The organism is Cognatishimia sp. MH4019, from assembly GCF_020177595.1.
Lineage (GTDB): Bacteria > Pseudomonadota > Alphaproteobacteria > Rhodobacterales > Rhodobacteraceae > JAHTBL01.
In genome coordinates, this window is the sequence record NZ_JAHTBL010000002.1 from 341472 (window position 1) to 368356 (window position 26885).

Consider the following 26885-nt stretch of genomic DNA (forward strand, 5'->3'; position numbering starts at 1 on the left):
GGAGCGCCAAGATGGCCCCCAAAGTACTCGTATCCGATAAGCTGTCGGAAACCGCTGTTCAGATTTTCCGCGACCGTGGAATTGATGTCGATTTCGAGCCCGGCTTGGGCAAAGATAAAGACCGCCTGCTTGAGGTGATCGGCCAATATGACGGCCTTGCGATCCGGTCCGCCACCAAGGTGACCGAGAAAATTCTCGCCGCCGCCGACAACCTCAAAGTCATTGGCCGCGCCGGGATCGGCGTCGATAATGTGGATCGCGAAGCGGCCTCGAAAAAAGGTGTGATCGTGATGAATACGCCTTTCGGCAACATGATCACCACCGCCGAACATGCCATCGCGATGATGATGTCTGTCGCCCGTCAAATCCCTGAGGCGAACGCCTCCACCCATGCCGGTAAATGGGAAAAGTCGCGCTTTATGGGCGTTGAGCTGACCAACAAGACGCTGGGTGTGATCGGGGCCGGGAATATCGGCGGCATTGTCTGCGACCGCGCCCGTGGTCTGAAGATGAAAGTCATCGCCTATGATCCCTTCCTGAGCGAGGAGAAGGCCGCGAAGATGGGCGTCGAAAAAGTCGAGCTGGAAGAGCTTCTGCCCCGTGCCGACTTCATTACTTTGCACGTTCCCAAAACCGAGCAGACCGCGAACATGCTCACGGCTGAACGCATTGCATCCATGAAAAAAGGCGTGCGGATCGTGAACTGCGCCCGTGGTGGTCTGGTCGATGAAGACGCGCTCGCCGAAGCTCTGAAATCCGGCCATGTTGCTGGCGCTGCATTCGATGTGTTCGCGGTCGAGCCTGCTACCGAAAGCCCGCTGTTCAATCTGCCCAACGTCGTTGTGACCCCCCACCTGGGTGCCGCCACAACCGAGGCGCAGGAGAACGTCGCCCTGCAAGTGGCCGAGCAAATGTCGGACTACCTGCTGACCGGTGCCGTGACCAACGCGCTGAACATGCCGTCGGTAACGGCAGAGGAAGCCAAGGTCATGGGGCCGTGGATCAAGCTGGCCGACCATCTGGGTGCGTTCATCGGGCAAATGACGGACGAGCCGATCAAGGCGATCAACATCCTTTATGACGGCTCCGTCGCGCAGATGAACCTTGAAGCGCTGAACTGCTCGGTTGTGGCAGGCATCATGAAGCGTACGAACCCTGATGTGAACATGGTCTCCGCGCCTGTGATCGCGAAAGAGCGTGGCGTGAAAATCTCGACCACGAACCAGGATAAATCCGGCGCGTTTGACGGCTATATCAAGGTCACGGTTGTGACCGACAAGCGCGAACGCTCCATCGGTGGGACGGTCTTCAGCGACGGCAAACCGCGCTTTATCCAGATCAAAGGCATCAATATCGACGCCGAGATCGGGGCGCATATGCTTTACACAACGAACAAGGACAAGCCGGGCGTCATCGGCCTTCTGGGTCAGACTATGGGGCAGAACAACGTCAACATCGCCAACTTTACCCTTGGCCGGAACGAGGCAGGCGGAGAGGCAATCGCTTTGCTTTACATCGACGAACCGGTGGCCGCTCCGATCCTCAAGCAGTTGGAAGACACGGGCAAGTTCACGCAAGTCAAACCCTTGCAATTTGACGTGGCCTAAGGTCATCAGACGGGGCGGCCTTCGGGTCGCCCTTTCTTATTCAGGACACGTCATATGATCTATTGCATCGGGGATATTCACGGCCAGAAAGCCATGCTGGATGCCGCGTTAGAGCGGATCAAAAAGGATGGCGGCGCGGATGCTCCGATTGTTTTTCTGGGCGATTATCTGGATCGCGGGCCAGACAGTCGCGGGGTGCTACAGACCTTGATTGACGGGGTTGAGGCCGGGCGCAACTGGACTATTCTCAAAGGCAATCATGACCGCTATCTCGTGCGCTTTCTGGGCGATCCCGACTTTCGCGACCCCAACACGCGCGACCGGCTTGGATGGCTCGACGCACGGATTGGCGGGCGCAAGACGCTGGCCTCTTACGGCGTTGACGCCCGCGAAGAGCGGGATAACGCGGCGCTGGGCGCAGATGCACTGAAGGCCGTTCCGCAGGCCCATGTCGATTTTATCAATGCGCGTCCGTTGATGCATGTGACAGACGATCTGATCTGCGTGCATGCAGGTATTCGGCCCGGTGTCGCGCTGGAGGATCAAGTTGAGGATGACCTGATCTGGATCCGCCAACCCTTCCTGGATGATCCGCGCGATCATGGGCGTCTGGTCGTGCATGGTCATACGGTTCTGGAAGCGCCGCAGCATTACGGAAACCGGGTCAATTTGGATGGCGGGGCGGCTTATGGCCGACCGTTGACAGCGGCAGTGTTTGAAGGGCGCGATTGTTGGGTTCTGACGGATGCGGGTCGCGTTCCGCTGACGCCCTAGCTCCAGTCCAGAACAACTTTTCCGCTGCTGCCGGACTTCATCGCAGCAAAGCCTTGAGCATACTCATCGGCGGTGAACCGGTGCGTGATAACCCGGCTGACATCCAGACCGTTCTGCAACATCGCAATCATCTTGTACCAGGTCTCGAAAATCTCGCGACCGTAGACACCTTTGATCGTGATCGCCTTGAACACGATGCGCGACCAGTCGACGGGGCTTTTGCCGGGCGGGATACCCAAAAGCGCGATGCGACCGCCCATGACAAGCGCCTCAACCATTTGGTCCAAAGCGCGCTGATTACCGGACATTTCCAGCCCGATATCAAAGCCTTCCGTCATCTTCAGACGGGCACGCACATCATTCAGATCCTCGGTCGCGACGTTGACAGGCGTGACGTCCGTCACCTCCTCCGCCAGCTTCAGACGATCCGCGTCGATGTCGGTAATCACCACATGTCGCGCGCCCACATGGCGGGCGACGGCAGCGGCCATGATCCCAATCGGGCCAGCCCCAGTGATCAAGACATCCTCTCCCACCAGATCAAAGCTGAGCGCGGTGTGCACGGCGTTGCCCAGCGGATCAAGAATGGCCCCAATTTCATCGGGTATCTCATCCGGCAAAGGAACCACGTTGAACGCGGGCAGTTTCAGGTATTCGGCAAACGCCCCCTGCTCGTTCACGCCAATGCCGCGCGTTTCAGGGTCCAGATGAAAACGCCCGGCCCGGCTGGCGCGGGACGACCGCCCGATCAGATGCCCCTCGCCCGAGACGCGCTGGCCGATCTCAAAATCGGTGACATTGCGGCCCAGCTCGACGATCTCACCGGCAAATTCATGACCGGTAATCAGCGGCAAAGGCACCGCACTTTCGGCCCAGCTGTCCCAGTTCCAGATATGGATATCCGTACCGCAAACGCCTGTCTTATGCACCCGGATCAGCACATCATCCGGGCCAATCTCTGGCACAGGGGCGCGCACCAGCGACAAGCCTTCGACAGGCGCGTCCTTCATCAGGGCTTTCATTTGGTTGCTCATCACACGCTCCTTGATTTGGATAATGACAGCACTTGACGAAACGTCATAGTTACTTGCGACATTCCGCAAGATAGCTTGCGACACATACTGGAGGAACCACATGACTGATATCGTAATTCTGGGTGGCGCGCGCACGGCCATCGGCGCATTTGGCGGATCGCTGGCAGGAACGGCTCCGATTGATCTGGGCACAGTCGCCGCCAAGGCCGCGATGGAGCGTGCGGGCGTCGAAGGCGGTCAGGTCGGCAATGTGGTCTTTGGCCATGTGATCAACACTGAACCGCGCGATATGTATCTGTCGCGGGTGGCCGCGATGCAGGCGGGCGTACCGGATGCGGTGCCTGCGATGAACGTGAACCGGCTCTGCGGGTCCGGCGTTCAGGCGATTGTGTCGGTGATCCAGTCGCTGTCGATGGGCGACGCCGCGTTCGGTCTGGCCGGAGGCGCCGAGAATATGAGCCGGTCGCCCTACACGCTGCCCGCCGCGCGCTTTGGTCAGAAGATGGGCGATGTAGGCGCGGTCGACATGATGCTCGGCGCGCTCAGCTGTCCGTTTGGCACCGGGCATATGGGCGTCACCGCCGAAAACGTCGCGGCCGAGCATGACGTGACCCGTGAACAACAAGACGCCTTTGCGTTGGAAAGCCAGAACCGCGCCGCAGCCGCGATTGAGGCAGGCCATTTCGCGTCGCAGATCGCGCCCGTCGAGGTGCGTGTAAAGCGCGACATGGTCCCGTTTGAGGTGGACGAACATCCCAAGGCGACCACGGCAGAGGCATTGGCCGGGCTGCGCACGGTCTTCCAGAAAGACGGCACGGTCACGGCGGGCAACGCCTCGGGTATCAATGACGGTGCAGGCGCGGTCGTACTGGCAACCGCAGAGGCGGCAGAAAGGGCTGGCCTCACGCCGAAGTTCCGCGTTTTGGGCTATGCCCATGCCGGTGTGCGGCCCGAAGTGATGGGCATCGGCCCGGTCCCTGCGGTCGAAGCGTTGTTGGCGCGCACTGGCCTGTCTGTTGGCGATTTCGACGTGATCGAATCGAACGAGGCCTTCGCCGCGCAGGCATTGGCCGTGACCAAAGGGCTTGGATTGGACGCCTCGAAGGTGAACCCGAACGGCGGTGCGATTGCGCTTGGCCATCCGGTGGGGGCCACCGGCGCGATCATCACCGTCAAAGCGATGTATGAGCTTGAGCGTATCGAAGGCTCCAAAGCGCTGATCACGATGTGCATCGGTGGCGGTCAGGGCATCGCGCTGGCGATTGAGCGGATTTAGACCCTAGTCCAGCCAAACTTGCGTGCGGGCAGACTGTCCGCGCGCATCTATGACCGACAGTGTTGCAGCCCCGCGACCCACGCCCGCGATCTGAATATCACGGTCATGCGCGCCCGCACGCACAGGCTTTCCATTCAGCAAAACCGTGAAGGGCGCATGGCCTTCGCGGATTTTCAGCGTCAGGGTTTCGGCATCTTCCAAGACAGCACCGTCAGGCGGGAACGCGACGACGGGCGCGTTGTTGCGAAGGGGGGCGCGATCAAAGCGCTGCAAGGGCGCTGGCAGTTGCGCGCTGCTGACAATCAGCGTTGCCGGCGGCGGGGGCGGCAAAGCGGTGCGACCCGGCGTGATATGATCAAAGGCTTCAAACAGGATCGGTGCGGCAAGGTCTCCACCAAACGCGCCGGGAACAGGCGTGCCATCGGGCCGCCCCATCCAGACGCCGATCACATGCGCGCCGTCATAACCGATCGCCCAGGCATCACGGTGCCCGTAAGAGGTGCCCGTTTTGAACGCGATCTGCCCCGCCTCTTGCCCGGTCGGGGGGCGCAGACCAGCAAGGATATGGCTGACATGCCACGCCGCCTCGGAGTTCAGGATTCGCGCCTTTTGCGCAGGATTAGTGTCTGTTTTGACTTGGAGCGCAGGAGCCTGCCCTCCTTGCGCGAAGCCAGCATAAAGCTGCACCAGATCGTTGAGGCTGACCCCAACCCCGCCCAGCGACAGCGCAAGACCGGGGCTCGTTCCCGGCAAGTCAGGGCGCATCCCGGCAAGGCGCATTTTGGCGTAGATGCGATTGGGGCCAAGCCTTTCGGACAAAGCGACGACAGGAATGTTGAGCGACAGTTGCAACGCATCGCGAACTCGCAGTTCACCGCGATAGAGGCCGTCAAAATTCTGCGGCGCATAGGTGCCAAATTGCGTGGGGCGATCCGCGATCAGCGTCTCTGGATGGGCAAGCCCATTGTCGAACGCCATGCCATAAATCAGCGGTTTTAGCGTCGATCCCGGCGAACGGATCGCCTGGGTCATATCGACAAAACCCGCACGCCCGTGGGCAGTGTAACCCGCAGACCCGACAGAGGCGAGAACCTCTCCGGTGCGGTGATCCGCAGCAAGGATCGCGATGGACATACGCGGGTCATGGCCGCGCAGCGCTTTGCGCGCGAGGATCGTCAGCCGCTGCTGCAAGGCGGCGTCCAGCGTCAGGTGATGCGTCCGGCTGAACGGCGCCTGGACGCGCAAGCGGTCGGTCAAATGCGGAGCGATCTGAGGGATCGTACGGCGGATCGTCGGCACCGGTTCCGAAAGCGCCGCGCGGCGTGCGCCGTCTGAAATGGGTGCGCGGGCAAGGACCCGTTCACGGGCCTGCGCCGCCGCAATGGGCGCACGATCCGGGCGGCGCGCTTCAGGCGCTTGGGGCAGCGCGACCAGAAGGGCCGCTTCGGCATCAGTCAGGCGCTTCGGCTCTTTCGCAAAATAGGCCAGCGAAGCGCTGCGGAGCCCTTCGATATTGCCACCAAATGGCGCGCGGTTCAGGTAAAGCGCGAGGATGTCGTCCTTACTCAAGCGCCGCTCTAGCGCCAGCGCGACTCGGATCTGGCGCAGTTTGCCGGACCACGCACCCGTCCCGCTTTGCTCCAAAAGACGCGCGGTTTGCATGGTGAGCGTCGACGCCCCGGAGATAACTTCACCGTGCCAAAGCGCTTGGCCCGCAGCACGCACCATGGCCAGCGGATCGACACCGGAATGGGTGCGAAAGCGCTTGTCCTCATAGGCGATCAGCATGTCGATATAATCCGGGTCAACAACGTCCAGCGGCGTGTTCAAACGCCATAAACCATCCTCAACCGTATAGGCCCGCAACAGGGTGCCCGTGCGGTCGCGCATCTCGGTCGAGGTATCGAGCGCGAGGGGCGGCAGAACTGTCTGATCGACCCATAAATCGACCCTATCCCGGCCCAAAGCAGCCAAATAGAGGGTCAACGCGAAGAGGAGGAGACCTCGGGTCATGGTAGAACAGTCAGCGTTCCGGTTGCCCCCCAACCGCGATCGGTCGGGCGATACATATCCTCGACACTGGCGGCGGGGTGATGAAACGTACCGGGCGAGATGGCGCGCACGATATAGGCCAGATCGAAGGATTTATCGGACCTCCAATCGACAGCCGCCAGAAAACGATCCGCACGAAACTCGGTGCTTTGCGTGGGCGGTGCCTGAAGCCAGTCCAGCCCTTGGGTATCGCCACTTCGGATCAGGTTCGGATTGTCGATCTCAAGACCCGCAGGAAGCGGATCATCGACCATCAAACGCGCCTCCACCGGGCCAAGCGGGGTGACGTTCAGCACGGTCACAAGACGCTGCCCGGCAGTGACAGTTGCCGGATCCACTGGCGCGCCCTCCAACGTGAAATAACTGCGCGTGATGCGCAAAGCGGTGCCGCCCGCGGGTTCAGGGGTTTCCGGCACGCCGAAGGTCGACAGCGTGATCGGTTGCGCCGTGGCACTGGTGTTCGCGATGACGGTGGTGCTGGTCGCATTCCCCTCCATAAGGCGCAATAGCGGGCCATCGACCGGGGCACCATCAACGCTGAGCCCGGACAGCGGATTGCTGTCGATCAAGGCATGCGCAGCCAGCAGCGTCCACGCCGCTTCCTGGGTCGAGGCGCGGTCAGGTGTGCGGCTCAGCGCTGCGATCAACGTCTCCGCATCCACAGCGTCCGATCCGGCTTCAATCGCAAGGGTCAGCACCGCCGCAGCGTCGCGCAGACCGGTGCCGTAATCACTGCGCCAGCCGGTATCACGTGCGGGCTCCGCGGCTTTGCGGAACATCGCATCCGCCCGCGCGGGATCACCATAAAGCGCCAAGGCTGCACCCAATTGGGCACGCGCCAGCGGGGTGGCGAAGGCATCGGCTTTCACGTCGGCGTAATAACGCAGGTCGCCCATTTTCGCTTGCCCTTCACGGGCCAGCACTATCAGCGCATAGGCCAGACCTTCGCCGCCTTCCTCGAAATCAGGCGCGTAGTTCACAGCGTTGGTCAGGTTGTCCAGCGCGCGGGTGAAAGCGAGGTCGGGGACCGCGTAGCCTTGCGCACGGGCACGAGAGAGGAAGTCGGTCACATACGCATCGAGCCACAGATCGCCACTGCCGACAGACCAAAGACCGAACGCGCCATTAGCGGCTTGTCGGGCGAGGATCTGGTCAACGGATGTCGCGATACGGGCGTTCAGCGTGGCATCATCGGCTTGGCCCATCGCCACCGCCACCTGGTTCAGATACAGCAGCGGCAACGCGCGGGAGGTCACTTGCTCGGTGCAGCCGTAAGGATACCGATCAAGCGTTTGCAGCAGACCCGGCACGTTCAGGCGCGCAAGCGGTCCGGCTGATAACGTGGCCGAGGCGGAGCCTGCACGCAGCCCCGCAAAGACATCCGCGTCAAAGGTGAAGCTGTCACCGGGGTCCAGCGTGAAGCGGCTGGTGCGCAGCGTTTGCGGGTCGTTCTGACGGACGGGTAGTTGCGCAGTTTGGGTCAGGATGCGGCCATCAGGCGTGGTCAACGCGATGTCGATGGCAGCAGAGCCGACCCCCATCGCTTGAATCGGCACTGTAAGGCGTTGGGTTTCGCCTTCGCCCAGCGTGACAAAGGTGGGGGTGTTCCCCAGCGTCAGGTTCGTGGCGGACAGGGTCAGCGGCATCTCCCCCGTGGGGCCTTCGGTATGGGTGACCTCCAACAGCAACTGCGTGGTGTCGCCGGGCGCAAGAAAGCGTGGTGTTGTGGCCGCGACGACGACAGGATCGCGGACGATGACATCGGCGCTGGCTTGGCCGACGGACGTATCGCTCCAGACGACGGCCATGACGCGGACAGTGCCATTGAAAGCGGGCAGGTCGAAGGGGACCTCGGCAGTGCCGTCTAACCCGATGGTGACGGGACCACTGAAGAACGACACGAGGTCTTCCGGCGGCGGTGCTTGCTGGTCAAGGCCACGCGTCGCGTCGCCGCCAGAGCGGACAGTCCCCATCGTGCCATTCAGGCCGTCGATCAGCCGTCCGTAGATATCGCGGATGCTCATGCCAAGGCGGCGCTGGCCAAAGTAATGGCCTTGCGGGTCGGGCGCGTCGAACCCTGTGAGGTTCAGAATGCCAAGGTCCACGGCAGCGACGGTGGCGTAGGCCGTCTCACCTGGCGCGATGCCTTCCACGGTCAAAAGGGACGTCAGCGGCGCGCGCGGTTGGGCCGTTTCGGGCAGTGTTAGGGTCGCATTCAGAGCCTTAGCACCGGGATCAATCGTAGCATGAGCAAGGCCCAGCGCGCGGGACGGATTGCGACCTGCGGGAGCATCAAGCGGGCGGATCACCGTGGCGGTGACATAAGCCCCAGTGCCCCACTCGTCGGTGACATCGAGGGGGATCAGGTTCTCGCCTTCCGTCACCTCAACGGCTTTCATGGCGATCAGGCGGTTGGACATCACTTGCACCAAAGCAGTGCCAGCCGCGCGCGGCACAAGCCGCAAGGTCGCCGTGTCACCTGCGCTATATTGCGGCTGGTCGAGGGACAGCTCCAACGTATCGGGCGTCGCGCTGGCATCAGCCGCGGCGTACCAGCCGGCAGAGAATGTAGTAGAGGCGGCGGCGAATGCGCCATCGGTCCGCTCCACACGCAGCTCGTACTGACCCCAATCGACAGGCGTTTCGATTGCGGTCGCAGCATCGCCAAGGGCGGCGGTGCCGGTGCTGATGCGGGTGCGGGTCGTAGTGGGCTCCCACTGCCAGCGCCCATTCAGGGAATACCATTGATACCGCGTTTCAAGACGGTTCAGGGTCCATGTGACCTCCATCGGAAACGGCGCTTGATCGGGGCCAATGGCGATCAGGTCGAAGGCCGCAATCGCGCCTTGGCCAAGCGTGCCGTCAAACTGCGGCTTGATGCCGATCATCGGCGTGTCGGGCAGGACGATGCGAGTCACGCTCCGCTCCACCGGGCGGCCAGAGCCTTCGGCGACGCGAGTAGTGACGTCCAGCTCAAGCGGGCGATCCGCTTGGGTCAGATCGGGCAAGGTGACAGGCAGCGTGGCGCGACCCTCGGCGTCCGTCTTTTGGTCAAAAGGCAGGCTGGTCGCGACGGCCTGAAGGGGCTGATCCGCGCGCCCGAACGTGTAGCCGGGAAAGGCGTCCAGTCCAGAGGCGGCGCGCAGCACGACATCGCCTTCGATGCGCAGATCGGCGGCGGGTGCGCCAAAGAGATAGCGCGCCTCAATCGCCAAAGGCGGACGGTCGCCCAGCGCGACTGTCTCGGGCAGATCAAGGGTGAAATCCAGACGCTCCGGCAGGAAATCCTCAACCAGAATGCGCGTCTCGGCCAAGGCTGGCCCGTCCAGATCGGCCTTCAATTCAATGCGCCATGTTCCACGTGGCACCGCATCGGCTAGGGGCATGGACAGCACATGGCCACCCGCGACCGGATCGGCCGACAGATGACGGCTATATTCGACGCCATCGGGGCGCATCAGGATCGCGGTCAGCGGCAGCGCATCAATCGCAGCGGCTTGGCCATCGCGGGCGAGCGCAGTCAGATGCACGGTCTCACCGGGCCGATACGCGCCACGATCCGTGGTCAGAAAGACGTCGATGGGCGGGGCCGGTGGCCGCCCCTCCACCCCGCGATCGGACAAATCAAAGGCGGGGTCGGTGAGCGACAGAAACGCCATATCCTCACCGGATTTGACGGTGACCAAAGCGGGCGCGCTGCCGCCAGTGCCAAGGGTCAGACCTTCGGCGAAACGGGCATAGCCGTCTGCATCGGTCACGGCCTCCGCCAGCACGGAATTGGCACGCGAGATCAACGTGACGGCGACATCCTTGCGGGCCGCCGCATCACTCAGGCCGCGCACGAAGACATGCAGGCCATCGGTGCCGGACAGCGTCGTCAGCCCCAGATCGGAAATGACAAACCACTGCATCGCGGCGGGGGTCTCGTAAGGGTCCGCGCCGGGAATGGCAGCTTGCAGCACGTAGACGCCCGCAGGCAGCGGCGCGATAATCTCGTCCATCGGCAGGCGCGTGGTCATATCGCGGTTGAGGGTATTTTGCACGTCACCCGTGCCGGTCCACAGCTCTTCCGAGAGGTCGGCCCCAAAGCGATCCTGTTGCCATGCGGGCAAAGGCCGCCCGAAGAAATCCTCTTGAATAGCGCGCAGCAGATTGCGGTCAGACACACGGCGGAGCGTCAGATCGACCGTGTCCGCGTTGACCGTCTCAATCGGCAGCGCCGCCGTGTCGGTTTTCGGCAGCACATAACCCCACCCCGGAAAGCGTACAGACGGGTCACGGTCGGCGACATAAAGCGTCACGTCCGTCGATTTACTCAGCGTTTCGCCTGATTTCGCAGGCAGACCTTCGCGCAAGGCAATGCGGTAGCGTTCCCCATGCTGAACGCCTTCAATGCAAAGCTGGCGACCCTCTGCGGTGACCGCAAGATCATCGGTGGGAAGCTGCACGAAGGGGCGGTAATCGGTACTTTCACCCGCCAAGTCTTCGGACATGACAGCGCAAATGCGCGGTCGCGCGGCGTTGTTGTTGACCTGCGTTTCAATCACCCGAAAGCCGTAGGTATTGATGGCGCGGTCAAGCTGTGCGCTGACCTCTGCACGCGGCTCAATCGACTGGGCAAGGCGCAAGGCCGGGATCATATCGCGACCGCGCCCTTGTGCTTCCAGCGAGCGCGCCAAAGTCAGCAGCGACCAGACGCGGGCACCGTTGGTCGAGGCGCGCAGATAGGCATTGATCGCGGCATTTTTGGCGTTGCTTTGCATGCGCCTGCGCTGATTTCCGTTGCGGTCCCCCTCCGCCAGAGAAAGCGACGCGTAGTCGGCCCAAAGGTCGGACCCGTCGGTTAACGAAATCGCAGCGCCCAGCAGGCGCAATGCCCCCAGCGGGTCGCCAGCCGCTTGACGCGCGCGCGAGGCAGCAATCAAATCGCTGGCGGCGGCGCCATTGGCGGGATGCTCCAGGCCAAGACCTTGGGCCTGGGTTTTCGCCATGCTCAAATCCGCCTCATCGAGGAACGACAGATCGGCCGCGCGCGCCGCGCTGGTGGAGATCGCCCCAGGCTCTGCGTCTATCACAATGGCCGAAACCGCGCCCTCATAAGGCGTCTGCTCGGACACGTCGGACTTCAGAAAACACGCGTTGGAGCGGCGATTGAACGTGAAAGCCTGACACGCCCCGTCGGCAAGGCAGGCGGCCTGGCACCGCTCGAGCGTGACATCAAAGAAAGACGCCACATCGCCACCGAAAAAATCCACATTTGTGGTGACGGCCAGTCGCCTTTCGGGCACCGGATCGCTCGCATAGGCGGGCAAGGCAAGACACAGGATCAGGAAGGCGGCGAGACTGCGGAGCATGGCGTTTCCTTTCAGGCTGCCCTCATGCTGACACGACCCCCGGCGCATTGGCAACGATTCCCGCCCGACCCACGACATGGTTAAAGGGTTCTTCACCCTCTGCTTCTAAGGTCGCTGCAACCTAAGACGGACGCAGGCATGACGGCCACCAACAGACTGCTGGAAGAACGCCGCGCGCGGCTCAGCGCGGAACGCTTGCTTGAGCAAAAGCAGGCAGAGCTTTTTGCCGCCAACAAGAAGCTGGGCAACCATGCGCAAAAGCTCTCGGAAGAGATTGTCGAAATCCGGGATGAGAACTCGCGCGTGCGGTCCGATCTCGAACGCGCGACACTCAAAGCCGGTATCGCAGAACGGCGCTTGTGGGATTCGATTGAAACGATCCATGACGGTTTTGCGGTCTTTGACAATGATGGACAACTGATCGCCGCGAACCGGTCCTACATCGCCGTATTTGACGGGCTGGAAGAGGTCACCGTTGGTGTCTCTTACGTGCGGATTTTGCAGCTTCTGACGGAAGAAGGCATCGTGGATACGGGCGACATGAGCAGCGCAGAGTGGCGCGCGATGATGACCCAACGCTGGCAGGCTGATGTGATTGAACCGATCACGCTCAGGCTTTGGAACGACAGTTATATAAAGCTGATGGACCGCCGCGGCGGCGAGGGCGATATGGTCAGCCTCGCGCTCGATATCACCGACACGATCCGCTACGAGAAAGAGCTGCGCGCCGCCCACGCCGAGGCAGAGGCCGCGACCCGCGCCAAATCCGCCTTCCTTGCCAATATGAGCCACGAGATCAGAACGCCCATGAACGGTGTGGTCGGCATGGCAGAGCTGTTGCAAGACAGCGAACTAACCGAGGAACAGCGGCTTTATGTAGACACGATCAAAAGCTCGGGCGAGGCGTTGTTGGTCATCATCAATGACGTGCTGGATTACTCCAAGATCGAGGCGGAAAAGCTGACGCTCAACACAACCGATTTCGATCTTGAGCGGTGCGTGCATGAGGTCGTCATGCTGTTGCAGCCCATCGCCCGCGACAAGGGGATCGAGTTGCTGATCGACTACGACATGTTCCTGCCCGCTGGTTTCCACGGCGATCCCGGACGCATTCGTCAGGTGCTGACGAATATCATTGGGAACGCGGTGAAGTTTACCTCTGAGGGGCATGTTCTGGTGCGTGTGACGGGTCATGCAGATGGCGAGAACCCGCTGGATATGAAGGTGCATATCGCGATTGAAGACACCGGGATCGGCATCCCCGAAACCATGGTTGAGCATGTGTTCGGCCAGTTCAATCAGGTCGAGGACGAGAAGAACCGCAAGTTTGAAGGTACCGGATTGGGGCTTGCCATCTCCAAGCAGTTAGTCGGCTTGATGGACGGCGAGATTTGGGTCGAGAGCGAGGTCGATGTCGGCTCGTGTTTCGGCATGTATATCCGCATGCCCGCGCTGGAGGGGCAAGAGGCCGAACCGCTGAATTTGCCCAGCGGGTTGCAGCATGTGCTGCTGGTGAAGGACGATCAGGTGACACGAACGATTGTGTCAAAGCAACTGGCGGCCCTCGGCGTGGAGCCCGACATTTGCGCGGATAGCGAAAGCGCCTCGGCGCTGGCGGAAGAGACGGATTACGATCTGTTGATTGTCGATTTGGGGGCGGCTACGCGCGATGGTGAAACGCTGGTCGCAGACCTGCGACGGGCTGGAATGACAGTTCCGGCGATTGTCATGTCCTCCGCGCCGAACGCAGCGGCCAAGGATGAAGAGACGATCCTGCATTTGCAGAACACCGCGATGCGCCAGGATCTGGTCGGGCTGATCCATGATCTTTGCCCCGCCAAAGAGGTGCCTTTGCGCAAGATGCGGGTGCTTGCGGCGGATGACAATCGCACCAATCGGCTGGTGTTGGAAAAGATGCTGAAAGGTCTCGATATCGAGCTGGAATTTGCGACCGACGGGAACGAGGCCGTGGCGGGCTATCAGGCCTTTGCGCCAGATCTGATTTTCATGGACATTTCGATGCCGCACAAGGACGGCAAAGAAGCGACGCGCGACATCCGCGCGATGGAGACCAGCCACCCGATCCCGATTTGCGCGGTCACGGCCCACGCAATGGACGGCGATGCCGATCCGCTGCGCGAGGCGGGCCTCGATCATTATCTGACGAAACCCGTCCGCAAGAAGGCGCTTTACGAACTGATCGAAAACGTCATGCCCGAGGGCGTTCTACCGGTCTTCCCGGATGCTCAGGACGGGTAGTCGCGCAGAAAGACCCAGCGGTCGCCTTCGGTCATGTCGGCGTTGAAAGCGTAGCCACCGCTGTCGAAATCCTTGAGACCGTCGGGCGTCGTGATGCGACGTTCGATCATGAAACGGGCCATCGCACCGCGCGCTTTCTTGGCGTAGAAGCTGACGATCTTGGGGGCGCCGTTTTTCATCTCCATGAAGACTGGCGTGATGACCCGCAGCTTGAGCGCGTCCAGATCGACGGCCCCAAAATACTCCTGTGAGGCGCAATTCACGAGCGTATCAGCGCCCACCGATTTTGCCTGTTTATTGAGCAGTTTCGAGATGTCAGCGCCCCAATAGTCGTAGAGCGTGTTGCCGTGCTCATTTTTTAGGCGGCTTCCCATCTCCAGCCGGTAGGGCTGAATTTCGTCTAAAGGCCGCAGCGCACCGTAAAGGCCCGACAGGATGCGCAGGTGATCCTGCGCGTAATCCAGATCGTCTTTGTCGAGCGTGCTGGCCTCAAGGCCCTGATAGGTGTCGCCTGCAAAAGCAAGTGCTGCGGCTTTCGTGGTATCCGCCTTGGGGCGCTGCTTGAAATCGGCGAACCGGTCGGCGTTCAGTTTGGCGAGGTTCTCGGAGATGCTCATCAGCTTTTGCAGATCACCCACGCTGAGGTCGCGGGCGACACCCGCCAGTTCAACTGCGCGTTTCTGGAACACGGGCTTGGTCGGTTCGATCCCGGCGACGGGCTCCATATCCAGCTTCTTGGCAGGCGAAATCACAACGAGCATCGGGAACCCCTTTTGGTGCGTCCTGCTTATTTAGCGGGTTGTGCGGCGGCCTCAAGCCTCGCGCAGGATATCAAGGAACGCGTCGCCAAAGCGTTCAGCCCGCCGTTCGCCCAAGATACGGGTGAGCGTGCTGGGATCGCGGGGCTTGGTGTTGGCGACTTTGGCCAGCAAAGACGCGGAACAGGTCAGCGGTTTGTCCACGCCATCGGGGCCGCGCGACAGGTCGGCTTGTACTTCAAGAAGGCGGTCGTAGATCGAGCCTTCGTTGCGGCCAGCGAGCTTACGGCGGGCGGGATGCGTTTCCTCAACCGCACCGTTGATGACTTCGAGGAAGGCCTTTCCGTAGCTTTCCAACTTCTTTGCGCCCACACCGCCGATCCCCGCCATCGCGTCCAGATCGGCGGGGCGTTTCTCGGCCATTTCGATCAGCGTGCGGTCGTTGAAAATGATGTAGGCGGGGACGCGAGCAGCCTCGGCCAGTGCGCGGCGCTTGGCTTTGAGCGCGGACAGCAAAGGTGCGTCTTCGTCCGAGACCAGCGTCTTGACAGCGGGGCGGCGTTTACCGGCGGCTTTGATCGTGTCGCGGCGCAGCTCAATCGTGGCTTCGTCGCGCAGGATCGGGCGGGCGGCCTCGGTCATGCGGAGCGCGCCATGGCGGTCGGGATCGGGGCGCACCAGATCGTGACCCATCATCTGACGGAAGACGGCCTGCCATTGGCGTTTGTCGTATTCGGTGCCGACGCCGAAGGTGGGCAGGTTGTGATGGCCGCGGGCGCTGACCTTGTCAGTTTGATTGCCGAGCAGAATGTCGATGAGGTGACCCGCGCCGAACCATTCTTCCGTGCGCAAGATGGCGGAAAGGGCTTTGCGCACAGCGACAGTGCCGTCGAAGGTTTCGGGCGGCGTGTCGCAGAGGTCGCAATGACCGCAGGGCTCGGACGTTTCGGCAAAATAACCAAGCAAGGTTTGGCGACGACATTTGAGGGCTTCGGCTAAACCGAGAAGCGCATTGAGCCGCGTGTGATCGGCGGCGCGGCGTTCGGGGGGCGCGAGACCTTCGTCAATCTGGGAACGGCGGAGGCGGATGTCTTCGGGGCCGAACAGGGTTAACGTCTCGGCAGGGGCACCATCGCGCCCAGCACGGCCGATTTCCTGATAATACGCCTCGATGGATTTGGGCAGATCAGCGTGGGCGACCCAGCGGATGTCGGGCTTGTCGATGCCCATCCCGAAGGCGACGGTCGCGACAACGATCAGGCCGTCTTCCTGCTGGAAGCGGCGTTCGACGATGCGGCGATCTTCGGCCTCCATCCCGCCGTGATAGTGGCAGGCGGAGTGACCGGTTTCGCGGAGCGCTTGCGCCAGCGTTTCCGTTTTCGCGCGAGTGCCGCAATAGACGATGCCGGACTGGCCTTTGCGGGCATCGGCAAAGTCGAGGATCTGGCGGCGCGGGCTGTCCTTGTTGGCGAACGCAAGGTGGATATTGGGGCGATCAAAGCCGTGCAGGAAGGTTTGCGGCGACTGACCGTCGAAGAGCCGCGTGACGATTTCTTCGCGCGTTTCGGGATCGGCGGTGGCTGTGAAAGCGGCCAAAGGCACGTCGAGCGCGCGGCGCAGCTCGCCAATGCGCAGGTAATCGGGGCGAAAATCATGGCCCCATTGGCTGACGCAATGGGCCTCGTCCACAGCGATCAAGCTGACGTTGATCCGCTTGAGCATGGTAAACGCAGACGCGGCGGCGAGGCGTTCGGGGGCCATATAAAGGAGTTTGAGTTCCTCGCGCTCAAGCGCGTCCCAGACGGCATCGGTTTCCTCGGGCGTGTTGCCTGAGGTCAAAGCGCCTGCGGCGACACCCGCTTGTTGCAGCCCATGCACCTGATCGCGCATCAAGGCGATGAGGGGGGAAATGACAACGGTCACGCCCTCACGGCAAAGCGCAGGCAATTGGAAACACAGGGATTTCCCGCCACCCGTGGGCATAATCGCAAGGGTGTTTTGACCGGCGGTCACAGCCTCAACGATCTCTTCCTGACCGGGGCGAAAGCCGTCGAATCCGAAGACTTCCGCCAGAAGCTGTTGCGCTTGGGGCATGGGACCTGTTCGTTGTTTACCGCTCTTTGGGTGTGAGACTCCCACACTAAGATTCGGTGAACAAGTCCGAAGTTAGAGGAACAAGGCCACGTTATTTTGCAGGATGATGCGGATCGCGATCAGGCCGATGAAGGCGACCAGCGGAGCCAAATCCAGCCCGCCCGTATCCGGCAAGATGCGGCGGATCGGGGCGTAGATCGGCTCTAACAGGCGGTTCAGACCGTTCCAGATATTGTTCACGATCGGCTGATAGAGGTTGAGCACCTGAAAGCTGATGAGCCAGCTCATGATGATATGCGCGATCATGATGAACCACGCGACATCAAGGATCAGCATGATGATTTGATAGAGCGATTGCATAGGCACCCCTTCTTTTCTGAGCCTTAGGTAGGGCGCAGACCGGCAAAGCGCAAGCATACCGCGAGGTCATGGTTGACGTGAACGTCAACTTCCATACCGTCTTGCGCATGTATCCCTTCATTCGCCTCGCCTTCCAGTTCTTCGTGCACCGCAAGGATGGGCCGCTTGATCTAACAGGCACCCATGTCTCGCAGCATATTTGCTGGCCGTGGGATATTGATCTGTGGATGGAGTTGAACAACGGGCGCACGCTGACGCTGTATGATCTGGGGCGGCTGCCTTTGGCGCGGCGCGTCGGGCTGATCGGGCTTTTGCGGGAGAACAAGTGGAGTCTGACGATGGCCGGCGTCTCGGTGCGCTATCGCCGCCGGGTGCGCATGTTCGAGCGGGTCGAGATGCGCAGCCGGGCTGTCTGCTGGGATGACAAGTTCGTCTATCTGGAACAGTCGATGTGGAAGGCGAACGGGGAGTGCGCGAACCATGCGCTCTATCGCTCGGCGATCACGGATCGCAATGGCATCGTGACCCCTGAGACGGCTTTGGCCGCATTGGGTAAGCCCGCGCCCAGCCCCGAAACTCCCGGCTGGATTGCCGCGTGGATCGCGGCAGATGCGGAACGTCCCTGGCCGCCAATGCAATAGATCGTTGCGCGATGGGGATCGGCCTGTCTTAATCCGCTCAAACGGAGGGGATCATGGCCGAAATTTCCGCGCGCAAGCGCATTTGGGGGTGGATCGCTTTCGACTGGGCGACGCAGCCATTCTATACGCTGCTGCTGACGTTTATCTTCGGGCCTTACTTTGCCGCTATCGCCACGCAGGCGCTGATGGATGGCGGGCTGACCGAACAGGTCGCCGATGCGCGCGCGCAAAGCATGTGGTCGCTTGGGCAGACGGTGAGCGGGCTCTTTATCGCCTTCTCGGCCCCGCTGCTGGGGGCCGTCGCCGATAGCGCAGGCAAGAAAATGCCTTGGATCATTGCCTTTTCGGTCATGTATGTGGGCGGCGCTTGGGCGTTGTGGAGCCTGACGCCGGATGGCGGTGGTCTCTGGTTTGCGCTGATTGCTTTTGGCATCGCCTTTGTCGGCGCGGAGTTTGCGCTGATCTTTACCAATGCCATCCTGCCGTCACTGGGCGATGATGCCGAGGTCGGGCATCTGTCTGGCAAAGGGGCGTCGGTTGGCTATTGGGGCGGCGTGCTGAGCCTCATCATCATGCTCACGCTCTTTGCAGAGAATGACACCGGCAAGACGCTGATCGGGATGGACCCGTTGCTGGGCTTTGATGCATCCGAGCGGGAGGGCACGCGGTTTGTCGGGCCGTTTGTGGCGATCTGGTATCTGATCTTCATGATCCCGTTTTTCATGTGGGTCCGCGAGGCCCCAAAGCCCCGCGTTGAAGGTGATAAGATACGCGATGCGTTGCGGCAGTTGGGCAAGACGCTGCGTAATATCCTGAAGCGGCGAAGCTTGGCGGCGTATCTGCTGTCGTCGATGTTTTATCGCGATGCGCTGAATGCGCTTTATGGGTTCGGAGGGGTCTATGCGACGCTGGTCCTGGATTGGTCGATCATCATGATCGGTGTCTTCGGGATCGTCGGCGCGATCACGGCGGCGGTCAGCGCGTATGTAGGCGGGCTCTTTGACCGGCGGTTTGGGCCGAAGCCGGTGATTATCTTCACAATCCTCATCCTGATTACGGTCTGCGTCGTGATCGTCGGGATGAGCCGCGAAATTCTGTTTGGCGTGCCGCTGGCCGAAGGATCTTCGCTGCCCGACATCATCTTCTATGTCTGCGGCGCGGCCATTGGCGGCGCGGGCGGTGCGCTTTATGCGGCATCCCGATCAATGATGGTACGCCATGCCAACCCGGATCGCCCGACCGAAGCGTTCGGGCTTTTCGCACTGTCGGGCAAGGCGACGGCGTTTCTGGCCCCGGCGTTGATCGGGATTGTCAGCTATCTGACCAACTCTCCGCGCATCGGAGTATCGCCGATCATTCTGCTCTTTCTCATCGGTCTCTTTCTGTTACGCTGGGTTGAACCCGAAGGAGATCGCAAGACATGGTTCGGATCGCAGCAGCCCTCCTGATCGCGCTTGGACTGGCACTTCCAGCCGCAGCACAAACCGAAGCCAAGCAGTATTTCGGACGCGAGAAAGTCGCCTCGCCGCACAAGCCTGCGCCGTTTGGAGGTTATGCGAAGGGCTGCATGGCGGGCGGTGTGCAATTGCCGGAAACGGGGCCGACATGGCAAGCGATGCGGCTGTCGCGGAACCGCAATTGGGGGCATCCGGAAACAATTGATTTCATCAAGGATCTAAGCGCAAAGGCCGCGCGGCAACCGGGATGGAACGGGCTTTACATTGGCGATATCTCGCAGCCGCGGGGCGGGCCGATGCTGACCGGGCATCGGTCACATCAGATCGGGCTGGATATCGACATCTGGATGCTGCCTGCGGATAATCTGCGGCTGAGCCGAAACCAGCGCGAGAATATATCCAGTATTTCGACGCGGCGGGCGAAGGGCGCTTATGTGAACAGCAGTTGGACCCGCGCGCATCACGAGATCATCAAGGCCGCCGCGAAAGACAAACGCACCGCGCGGATCTTTGTCTTCCCCGGTGCCAAGGTGCAGATGTGTAACGACGAGAAAGGCAACCGCGCGTGGTTGCGCAAGATCCGGCCCTGGTGGGGGCATCACTATCATTTCCATGTGCGGCTGAATTGCCCGCGCGGCGCGCGTGGCTGTGTGGAGCAACCTGCCCCGCCCGCCGGGGATGGCTGCGCAGACGCGGTGCAATGGGCCAACAACATCATCAACCCGCCACCCCCTGATCCCAACGCGAAACCGCGCCAGCCGCGGCGAGAGCTTGTGCTTGCGGACCTGCCTCAACAATGTCGCGCTGTCTTGTCGTCGCGCTGACGCTTTGGGCCGGAGCGGCCCTTGCGCAGGCGGACTATATCGGAAGCTATACATGGGACGCGCCTGCCGAGGCTTTCGGCGGGTTCTCTGGCATTGAGGTGTTCGAGGGCGGCACGCAGATGGTCGCGATCAGCGACCGGGGATGGATCGCGCAAGGTCGTCTGACGCGGGAGGGCGATCAGATTACCGGGGTTGCTGATCTGGTTCTGACACCCATTCAGGACCAAAATGGCGACACCCTGCCCCGCTATTTTGATGACAGCGAAGGGTTGGCGCGGACCGAGGACGGCGCGCTTTACATCTCGTTCGAGGGCAATCACCGGGTGGCTTACTATCCGACCGCCGAGGGGCCGTCCCAGCCGATGAGCCGGCATCCGGATTTTGAAGGGATGCAGAACAACTCGTCCCTGGAGGCGCTCGCGATTGATGCGGAGGGCACGCTTTACACGCTGCCCGAACGCTCTGGTGCGCTGAATGTGCCGTTTCCTGTGTATCGCTTCAAGGATGGCGTTTGGGATCAACCTTTTACCTTGCGCCGTGATCCGCCGTTCCTGCCAACCGGCGCAGATATCGGACCGGACGGGCGCTTTTACCTGCTGGAACGGCATTTCAACGGGCTGGGGTTCGAGACGCGGGTGCGCCGTTTTGCGATGGACGGCAGCGATGAAGAGACCTTGCTGCAAACCGGGTCAATGGAGCATGACAATCTTGAGGGGATCAGCGTTTGGCGCGATGCCACGGATGATCTGCGGCTGACGCTGATCTCGGATGACAACTTCCGGTTCTTCCAGCGTACGGAAATCGTGGAATACCGCCTGCGCGATTGATCTTGCCAAGCTGCAAAGCGCGACCTAAAAGCGCGCTGTTCCGGCAAGCGGTCGGGGCCAAGTCTCCGCGACCTTGTAAAAACGGATCAAACCATGTCCAAGCATCATCTTCCTGGCATCATTGCGATGGCGATCATCGTTCTGACGTCCAATATTCTTGTCCAGTTCCTGTTCGGCAACTGGCTGACCTGGGGTGCGTTCACGTATCCCTTTGCCTTCCTTGTCACCGATATCATGAACCGCGTTTATGGCCGCAAGGCCGCGCAGCAGGTCATTTTGATCGGCTTTATCGTGGGCGTCTTCTGCTCGCTGGTTGGCGCGCAAATTCAGGGCGAGTTCGGCCCGCTGGTCACCTTCCGCATCGCGCTGGCCTCTGGGTTCGCATTCCTCGTGGCGCAAACGCTGGACGTGGTCATTTTCGACCGGCTGCGCAACGCGGATGGCTGGTGGAAAGCGCCACTGACCTCGACCGTGATTGGATCGGCTGTGGATACCGCGCTGTTCTTCACGATCGCCTTCTCGGCGATGTTCGTCTTCCTTGAGCCCACAAACGATGTCAGCTGGGCCGGAGAGGTTTTGCCGATGCTGGGTGTGGGTCCCGAAGCCCCGCTTTGGGTGTCGCTGGCCTTTGCCGATTGGCTGGTGAAACTGTCGCTGGCGATCATCGCGCTGGTTCCGTTCCGAATTCTGGTCAACAAAATGTTGGCGCGGACTGCATAAATCTTTTGACTTATCCACAAGATGTGGCACGCTCCTAATTGAGTTCAACAACTGAAAGGAGGTGATCCAGTGTCAAGAGAGGTATTGGAGAGAGGTGTCGGAACAGGTCGGGAGGCCCGCCGCTAGGCAGCCCTAAGCGGTCGAAGCGCCGCCCGATTTGGATGAGGTCCTAACCGGCCCCACCTCCGTAAGTCTCGAAGGGCCGTCCGTTTTCCGGGCGGCCCTTTCTTGTAGGCGAGTGTTCGGGTTAGGTAGGGCCATGTTGCGCATCACCGACAAAATCACGCTGGAGGACTGGGAAATGTCCGAAGCCTTCACCCGCTCGCAAGGGCCGGGGGGGCAGAACGTGAACAAGGTATCGTCTGCCGTGGAATTGCGGTTCGAGGCGGAGCGGTCGCCCAACTTGCCGGACCCGGTGAAGCGCCGGTTGAAACGGCTGGCGGGCCGACGGTGGACCTTGGACGGTGCGGTTTTGCTGCGGGTCGAGGACACACGCTCGCAAGCGCGCAACCGGGAGATCGCGAAAGAGCGGCTGGTGGAGTTGATCCGCAAGGCGTTGGAGAAACCCAAGCGGCGCATTCCGACGCGGCCCACTTTGGGGTCGAAGAAACGGCGGTTGGCGGAGAAGGCCAAGCGCGGCGAGGTGAAAGCGCTTCGCGGCAAAGTGACGAGGGACGAATGAGCGATTTGCTTGCCCGACGCGAAAGGCTGCTGGGACCGAATGTGCCGACCTTCTACGAGGACCCGGTGCATATTGTCCGTGGCGAGGGCGTTTGGCTGTGGGATGCGGACGGACGCAAGTATCTGGATTGCTATAATAACGTGCCGCATGTGGGCCATTGCCACCCGCACGTGGTGGAGGCGATTGCGCGGCAAGCCTCGGTTCTGAACACCCATACGCGGTATCTGCATGAGGGCATTCTGGACTATGCGGACCGGCTGACGGCGACTTTGAGCCACGATCTGGATCAGATGATTATGGTCTGCACGGGGTCGGAGGCGAATGACATCGCGTTGCGGATGGCGCAGGCAGTGACGGGCAAGATCGGGTTCATTGCGACGGACAATACCTATCACGGGAACACGGCTGCGACCTCGCAACTGTCGACGCGGCGACCGCCGATTGGGGGGTATCCTGAGCATATTCGGCTGGTGCCTGCGCCCGATACGGTGCGGCCTGTAGGTGGCAGTTTGGGAGGGCAAGCGGAGGCGTTTGCAGAGAATGTCGCGCGGGCGATTGCTGAATTGGAGGCGAATGGCGCGGGCTTTGCGGGGTTCATGCTCTGCCCGACTTTTGCCAATGAAGGGTTTCCGGCATTGGCGCCGGGCTTCTTGGACCGCACGGTCGAGGTGATCCGCCAGTCGGGCGGCTTGATCCTGTGTGACGAGGTCCAGCCAGGATTTGGGCGCATCGGAGAGGCGTTCTGGGGCCATGACTGGCTGGGTTTTGCGCCGGATGTTGTGACGATTGGCAAGCCGATGGCGAACGGGCATCCAGCGGCGGCAGTGATCGCGCGACCGGACGTGATGGGCGCGTTTCGCACCGCGTTTGGGTATTTCAACACGTTCGGCGGCAACCCGGTGAGTTGCGCTGCCGCGATGGCAACGCTGGACGTGATCGAAGACGAAGGCTTGCAAGAGAACGCGCGCGTGGTGGGGGCGCATGCGTTGGCGCGGTTGCGGGCAATCGAGCATCCGTTGAAAGCCGAAGCGCGGGGGTTGGGGCTGTTTTTCGGGATTGAGTTTGTTGAGGCGGACGGGACGCCCGCGACAGAGTTCGCGGCACGGATTGTCGAAAAGATGAAAGCGCGCGGGGTGCTTTTGAACCGGATCGGGAGGGATATGAACACGCTGAAGATGCGCCCTCCGATGCCGTTTGGGATCGCGGAGGCTGATCTGGCGATGGATACGCTGGAAGAGGTTCTGCAAGAGGATCGCGATGACTGATTTGACCGATTTAGCGGCCGAGATTTGCACCGCTTGGGGGCCGCTTGCGCAAGCGCCGAAGCTGATCGTGAACCGCGAGAATGCAGTGTTTGAGGTGCAGCTTGCCTCGGGCGCGCGCGGTGCGTTGCGGCTGCATCGGGTGGGTTATCAGACGGTCGACAGCATCCTGTCGGAACTGCGCTGGACGGAACGGCTTGCAAAGGCCGGGTTTGCCTGCCCGGTGCCGTTGCGCACGTCAGACGGTGCGCTGACGGTTCAGCGGGATAATGCGCCGATGGCGTCGCTGATCGGCTGGATCGACGCGGAACCGATTGCGGATATGAATGACGAAGAAGGACCAGAGCCGTCGCTCTATCAGTCTGTCGGCGCGATGATCGGGACGCTTCACAATCGGACGGATCAGATTGATCTGGCGGGGATTACACGACCCTTCTGGTCGCGGGAAACGCTGTTGGGAGAGACGCCGATTTGGGGATGTTTCTGGGAAAACCCCGCGCTGACATCCGAGGATAAAGCGCTCCTTCAGGACGCGCGGGCAAAGGCTGACGCTGCGTTATCCGAATTGGCGGAGCCGGATATCGGGCTGATCCATGCCGATCTTTTGCAAGAGAATATCCTGCACCGCGATGGTGATCTGTGGCTGATCGACTTTGACGACGCGGGGTTTGGCTACCGCCTTTATGATCTGGGAACGGCGCTGGTTCAGCATGTCTATGATCCGCGATATGCCGCGTTTTGCGATGCGCTGCGCCGTGGATATGAAGACGCGCGCGGGGTGCAGGTGCGGTCGGAGGACCTACAGTTATTCACCTTGCTGCGTGGCTTTGCGTCTTGCGGGTGGATCATCAGTCGCGCTGCAGCAAATGACCCGATCCACCAAGTTTACGCGGACCGCGCCGTGATGCTGGCGCGGGAGTTTGTCGGCTAGACAAGCACTTCGGAGGCTTCCTGCGCGCCGACACCAAAGACGCGCTTGTAACGCTCGATCTCGGAGGCGGGGCCCATCGCTTTGTTGGGATTATCCGACAGCTTGACCGTGGGTTTTCCATTGGCCGAGACCGCCTTGCAGACCAGCGAGAAGGGCGAGAGCGCATCGTTCGGGACGAGGCCGCGGAAGTCATTGGTCAGCAAGGTCCCCCAGCCGAAGGACACTTTCACGCGGCCCGCGAACTGGTTTTGCAGCTCGATCACCTTGGCGACGTCGAGGCCATCCGAGAAAATGACGAGCTTTTGCGTCGGGTCTTCGCCACGTGATTTCCACCAGTTGATGGCGGTTTCCGCAGCTGTTGCAGGATCGCCGCTGTCAACGCGGATGCCGGTCCACCCGGCGAGCCAATCGGGCGCGCCTTCAAGGAAACCCTTGGTGCCGTAGGTGTCGGGCAGGATCACGCGGAGGTTGCCATCGTGTTCCTCGTGCCAGTCGGCAAGGACCTTGTAGGGCGCGTGGCGCAGGGCTTCGTCATCTTCGGCCAGCGCGGAATAGACCATGGGAAGCTCGTGGGCGTTGGTGCCAATCGCCTCCATCTCGCGACGCATGGCGATGAGGCAGTTGGAGGTGCCAACGAACTTTTCGCCCAGCCCCTCCTGCATCGCCTGAACGCACCAATCCTGCCAGAGGAAGGAGTGACGCCGCCGCGTGCCGAAATCAGCGATGCGCAGGTCAGGCAGTTCGCGAAGGGCTTCAACCTTCTCCCACAGCTTGGTCATGGCGCGGGCGTAGAGAACCTGTAGCTCAAACTTGCCCATGTCTTTGAGGACAGCGCGACCGCGCAGCTCCATCAGCACGGCGAGGGCGGGGATTTCCCATAGCATGACCTCGGGCCACGCGCCTTCAAAGGTCAGCTCGTATTGGCCGTCGCGCTTTTCAAGGTGGTAGGGGGGCAGGCGCAGACCCTCGAACCACTCCATGAAGTCGGGGCGGAACATCTGACGTTTGCCATAGAACGTGTTGCCGCGCAGCCATGTGCTTTCGCCGCGCGCCAGCGACAGGGAGCGGATGTGATCGAGCTGTTCGCGCAGCTCGCCTTCGTCAATCAGCTCGGCCAGTTTGATGTGCTTGGAGCGGTTGATGAGGCTGAACGTGACATGCGTGTCGGGCTTGTTGCGAAAGACCGACTGGCACATCAGCAGCTTGTAGAAATCGGTGTCGATCAGGGAACGGACGATCGGGTCGATCTTCCACTGACGGTTCCAGGCGCGGGTGGCGATATCAACCATGTTTGAGTTTTACTCCGGCAGCGCGCATCTGATCGAGGGCAGTTTGTAGGGATCCGTCGAGGTCGATACCGCGACAGGCGCTGAGATCGACGGTGGTTTTGAAACCCAGCCCGGCGGCATCCAGCGCGGAATAGGCGACGCAAAAATCGGTGGCGAGGCCGACAAGGGTCAGCGTGTCGATATCGCGGGTCCGCAGGTAGCCTTCCAGCCCGGTGGGCGTGGTTTTGTCGTTCTCGAAGAAGGCGGAGTAGCTGTCGATTTCGGGGCGAAAGCCCTTGCGGATCACCATGTCGGCGGCATCGGTTTGGAGCGCTTTATGGAAGGCGGCGCCGCCTGAGCCTTGGATGCAGTGATCGGGCCAAAGGACCTGTTTGCCGTAGGGCATGTCGATCAGATCGTAGGGCGCTTTGCCCGGATGGCTGGTCGCGAATGAGCTGTGACCGGCGGGATGCCAGTCTTGCGTGAAAATGCGCGCCGGAAACTCGGCCAGCATCGCGTTGATCGGGGCGACGACGGCGTCGCCATCCGCGACAGCCAGCGCGCCTCCGGGGCAGAAATCGTTCTGAACGTCGATGACGATCAGCGCCTCATTGGCTGGTCGCATGGCTTTTCTCCTGTGACTTTAGATGCCTAGGCCAGTGCCATGGGGCGCGTCAATGGCTGCACTTGCGTCATAGGGCGCGG

The 26885-nt window shown here is 61.3% G+C and carries 20 protein-coding genes; 12 read left to right on the plus strand and 8 right to left on the minus strand.

The window, feature by feature from the left end:
* Positions 1–11: 11 nt before the first annotated feature.
* Positions 12–1607 (plus strand): phosphoglycerate dehydrogenase, encoded by a 1596-nt coding sequence (gene serA, locus KUW67_RS04920; protein ID WP_224824164.1) that lies wholly within the window; start codon positions 12–14, stop codon positions 1605–1607.
* A 54-nt stretch (positions 1608–1661) separates the two neighbouring features.
* Positions 1662–2381: a metallophosphoesterase family protein gene (locus KUW67_RS04925; RefSeq protein WP_224824165.1), complete on the plus strand. Its 720-nt coding sequence runs from the start codon at positions 1662–1664 to the stop codon at positions 2379–2381.
* On the opposite strand, the gene tdh is transcribed toward KUW67_RS04925, so the two are convergent.
* Complete coding sequence (tdh, locus tag KUW67_RS04930) at positions 2378–3415, minus strand: L-threonine 3-dehydrogenase (protein WP_224824166.1); 1038 nt, start codon at positions 3413–3415, stop codon at positions 2378–2380. The two genes, KUW67_RS04925 and tdh, sit on opposite strands and share 4 nt — an antisense overlap.
* A gap of 100 nt (positions 3416–3515) precedes the next feature.
* Here tdh and KUW67_RS04935 point away from each other — a divergent pair, with 100 nt between their 5' ends.
* Positions 3516–4691, plus strand: coding sequence for an acetyl-CoA C-acyltransferase family protein (locus tag KUW67_RS04935; RefSeq protein ID WP_224824167.1), 1176 nt, complete (start codon positions 3516–3518; stop codon positions 4689–4691).
* A gap of 3 nt (positions 4692–4694) precedes the next feature.
* Here KUW67_RS04935 and pbpC read toward each other — a convergent pair whose 3' ends face one another.
* Together pbpC and KUW67_RS04945 are read right to left on the minus strand one after the other, a co-directional pair.
* On the minus strand, positions 4695–6704 hold the full coding sequence (gene pbpC / locus KUW67_RS04940) for a penicillin-binding protein 1C (protein ID WP_224824168.1): 2010 nt from the start codon (positions 6702–6704) through the stop codon (positions 4695–4697).
* Positions 6701–12097 (minus strand): alpha-2-macroglobulin family protein, encoded by a 5397-nt coding sequence (locus KUW67_RS04945; protein WP_224824169.1) that lies wholly within the window; start codon positions 12095–12097, stop codon positions 6701–6703. Before KUW67_RS04945 ends, pbpC begins: the two co-directional genes overlap by 4 nt.
* Before the next feature lie 138 nt (positions 12098–12235).
* Between KUW67_RS04945 and KUW67_RS04950 the strand changes: the two genes are divergently transcribed.
* Entirely contained in the window at positions 12236–14356 is a 2121-nt protein-coding gene (locus KUW67_RS04950) for a response regulator (RefSeq protein ID WP_224824170.1), read from the plus strand.
* Here the strand turns inward: KUW67_RS04950 and yaaA are convergent.
* The 3 genes from yaaA to KUW67_RS04965 all read right to left on the minus strand — a co-directional run bounded on the left by yaaA (position 14344) and on the right by KUW67_RS04965 (position 17568).
* Positions 14344–15117, minus strand: coding sequence for a peroxide stress protein YaaA (yaaA, locus tag KUW67_RS04955; RefSeq protein ID WP_224824171.1), 774 nt, complete (start codon positions 15115–15117; stop codon positions 14344–14346). The genes KUW67_RS04950 and yaaA overlap by 13 nt on opposite strands.
* A 51-nt stretch (positions 15118–15168) precedes the next feature.
* Positions 15169–17208, minus strand: coding sequence for a DNA helicase RecQ (gene recQ / locus KUW67_RS04960; RefSeq protein WP_224824172.1), 2040 nt, complete (start codon positions 17206–17208; stop codon positions 15169–15171).
* A 72-nt stretch (positions 17209–17280) separates the two neighbouring features.
* On the minus strand, positions 17281–17568 hold the full coding sequence (locus KUW67_RS04965) for a YggT family protein (protein ID WP_224824173.1): 288 nt from the start codon (positions 17566–17568) through the stop codon (positions 17281–17283).
* Positions 17569–17675: 107 nt separating this feature from the next.
* Between KUW67_RS04965 and KUW67_RS04970 the strand changes: the two genes are divergently transcribed.
* The 8 genes from KUW67_RS04970 to KUW67_RS05005 all read left to right on the plus strand — a co-directional run bounded on the left by KUW67_RS04970 (position 17676) and on the right by KUW67_RS05005 (position 24912).
* The gene (locus KUW67_RS04970) at positions 17676–18209 is read left to right on the plus strand and encodes an acyl-CoA thioesterase (RefSeq protein ID WP_224824385.1); all 534 of its coding nucleotides are present in this window, start codon (positions 17676–17678) and stop codon (positions 18207–18209) included.
* Between the two features lie 53 nt (positions 18210–18262).
* The gene (locus KUW67_RS04975; RefSeq protein ID WP_224824174.1) at positions 18263–19657 is read left to right on the plus strand and encodes an MFS transporter; all 1395 of its coding nucleotides are present in this window, start codon (positions 18263–18265) and stop codon (positions 19655–19657) included.
* The gene (mepA, locus tag KUW67_RS04980) at positions 19630–20490 is read left to right on the plus strand and encodes a penicillin-insensitive murein endopeptidase (RefSeq protein WP_224824175.1); all 861 of its coding nucleotides are present in this window, start codon (positions 19630–19632) and stop codon (positions 20488–20490) included. Before KUW67_RS04975 ends, mepA begins: the two co-directional genes overlap by 28 nt.
* The gene (locus tag KUW67_RS04985; protein WP_224824176.1) at positions 20463–21317 is read left to right on the plus strand and encodes an esterase-like activity of phytase family protein; all 855 of its coding nucleotides are present in this window, start codon (positions 20463–20465) and stop codon (positions 21315–21317) included. The genes mepA and KUW67_RS04985 overlap by 28 nt, the downstream gene beginning before the upstream one ends.
* Before the next feature lie 93 nt (positions 21318–21410).
* Complete coding sequence (locus KUW67_RS04990) at positions 21411–22037, plus strand: queuosine precursor transporter (protein WP_224824177.1); 627 nt, start codon at positions 21411–21413, stop codon at positions 22035–22037.
* 259 nt (positions 22038–22296) lie between these two features.
* Positions 22297–22719, plus strand: coding sequence for an alternative ribosome rescue aminoacyl-tRNA hydrolase ArfB (arfB, locus tag KUW67_RS04995; RefSeq protein ID WP_224824178.1), 423 nt, complete (start codon positions 22297–22299; stop codon positions 22717–22719).
* Positions 22716–23984 carry an aspartate aminotransferase family protein gene (locus tag KUW67_RS05000; protein ID WP_224824179.1) on the plus strand — a complete coding sequence of 423 codons (1269 nt, stop codon included), beginning with the start codon at positions 22716–22718 and terminating at the stop codon, positions 23982–23984. Before arfB ends, KUW67_RS05000 begins: the two co-directional genes overlap by 4 nt.
* Positions 23977–24912: a phosphotransferase enzyme family protein gene (locus KUW67_RS05005; protein WP_224824180.1), complete on the plus strand. Its 936-nt coding sequence runs from the start codon at positions 23977–23979 to the stop codon at positions 24910–24912. Before KUW67_RS05000 ends, KUW67_RS05005 begins: the two co-directional genes overlap by 8 nt.
* On the opposite strand, the gene pncB is transcribed toward KUW67_RS05005, so the two are convergent.
* Positions 24909–26201 (minus strand): nicotinate phosphoribosyltransferase, encoded by a 1293-nt coding sequence (gene pncB / locus KUW67_RS05010; protein WP_224824181.1) that lies wholly within the window; start codon positions 26199–26201, stop codon positions 24909–24911. The two genes, KUW67_RS05005 and pncB, sit on opposite strands and share 4 nt — an antisense overlap.
* Complete coding sequence (gene pncA / locus KUW67_RS05015) at positions 26194–26805, minus strand: bifunctional nicotinamidase/pyrazinamidase (RefSeq protein ID WP_224824182.1); 612 nt, start codon at positions 26803–26805, stop codon at positions 26194–26196. The genes pncB and pncA overlap by 8 nt, the downstream gene beginning before the upstream one ends.
* Positions 26806–26885: the final 80 nt, after the last annotated feature.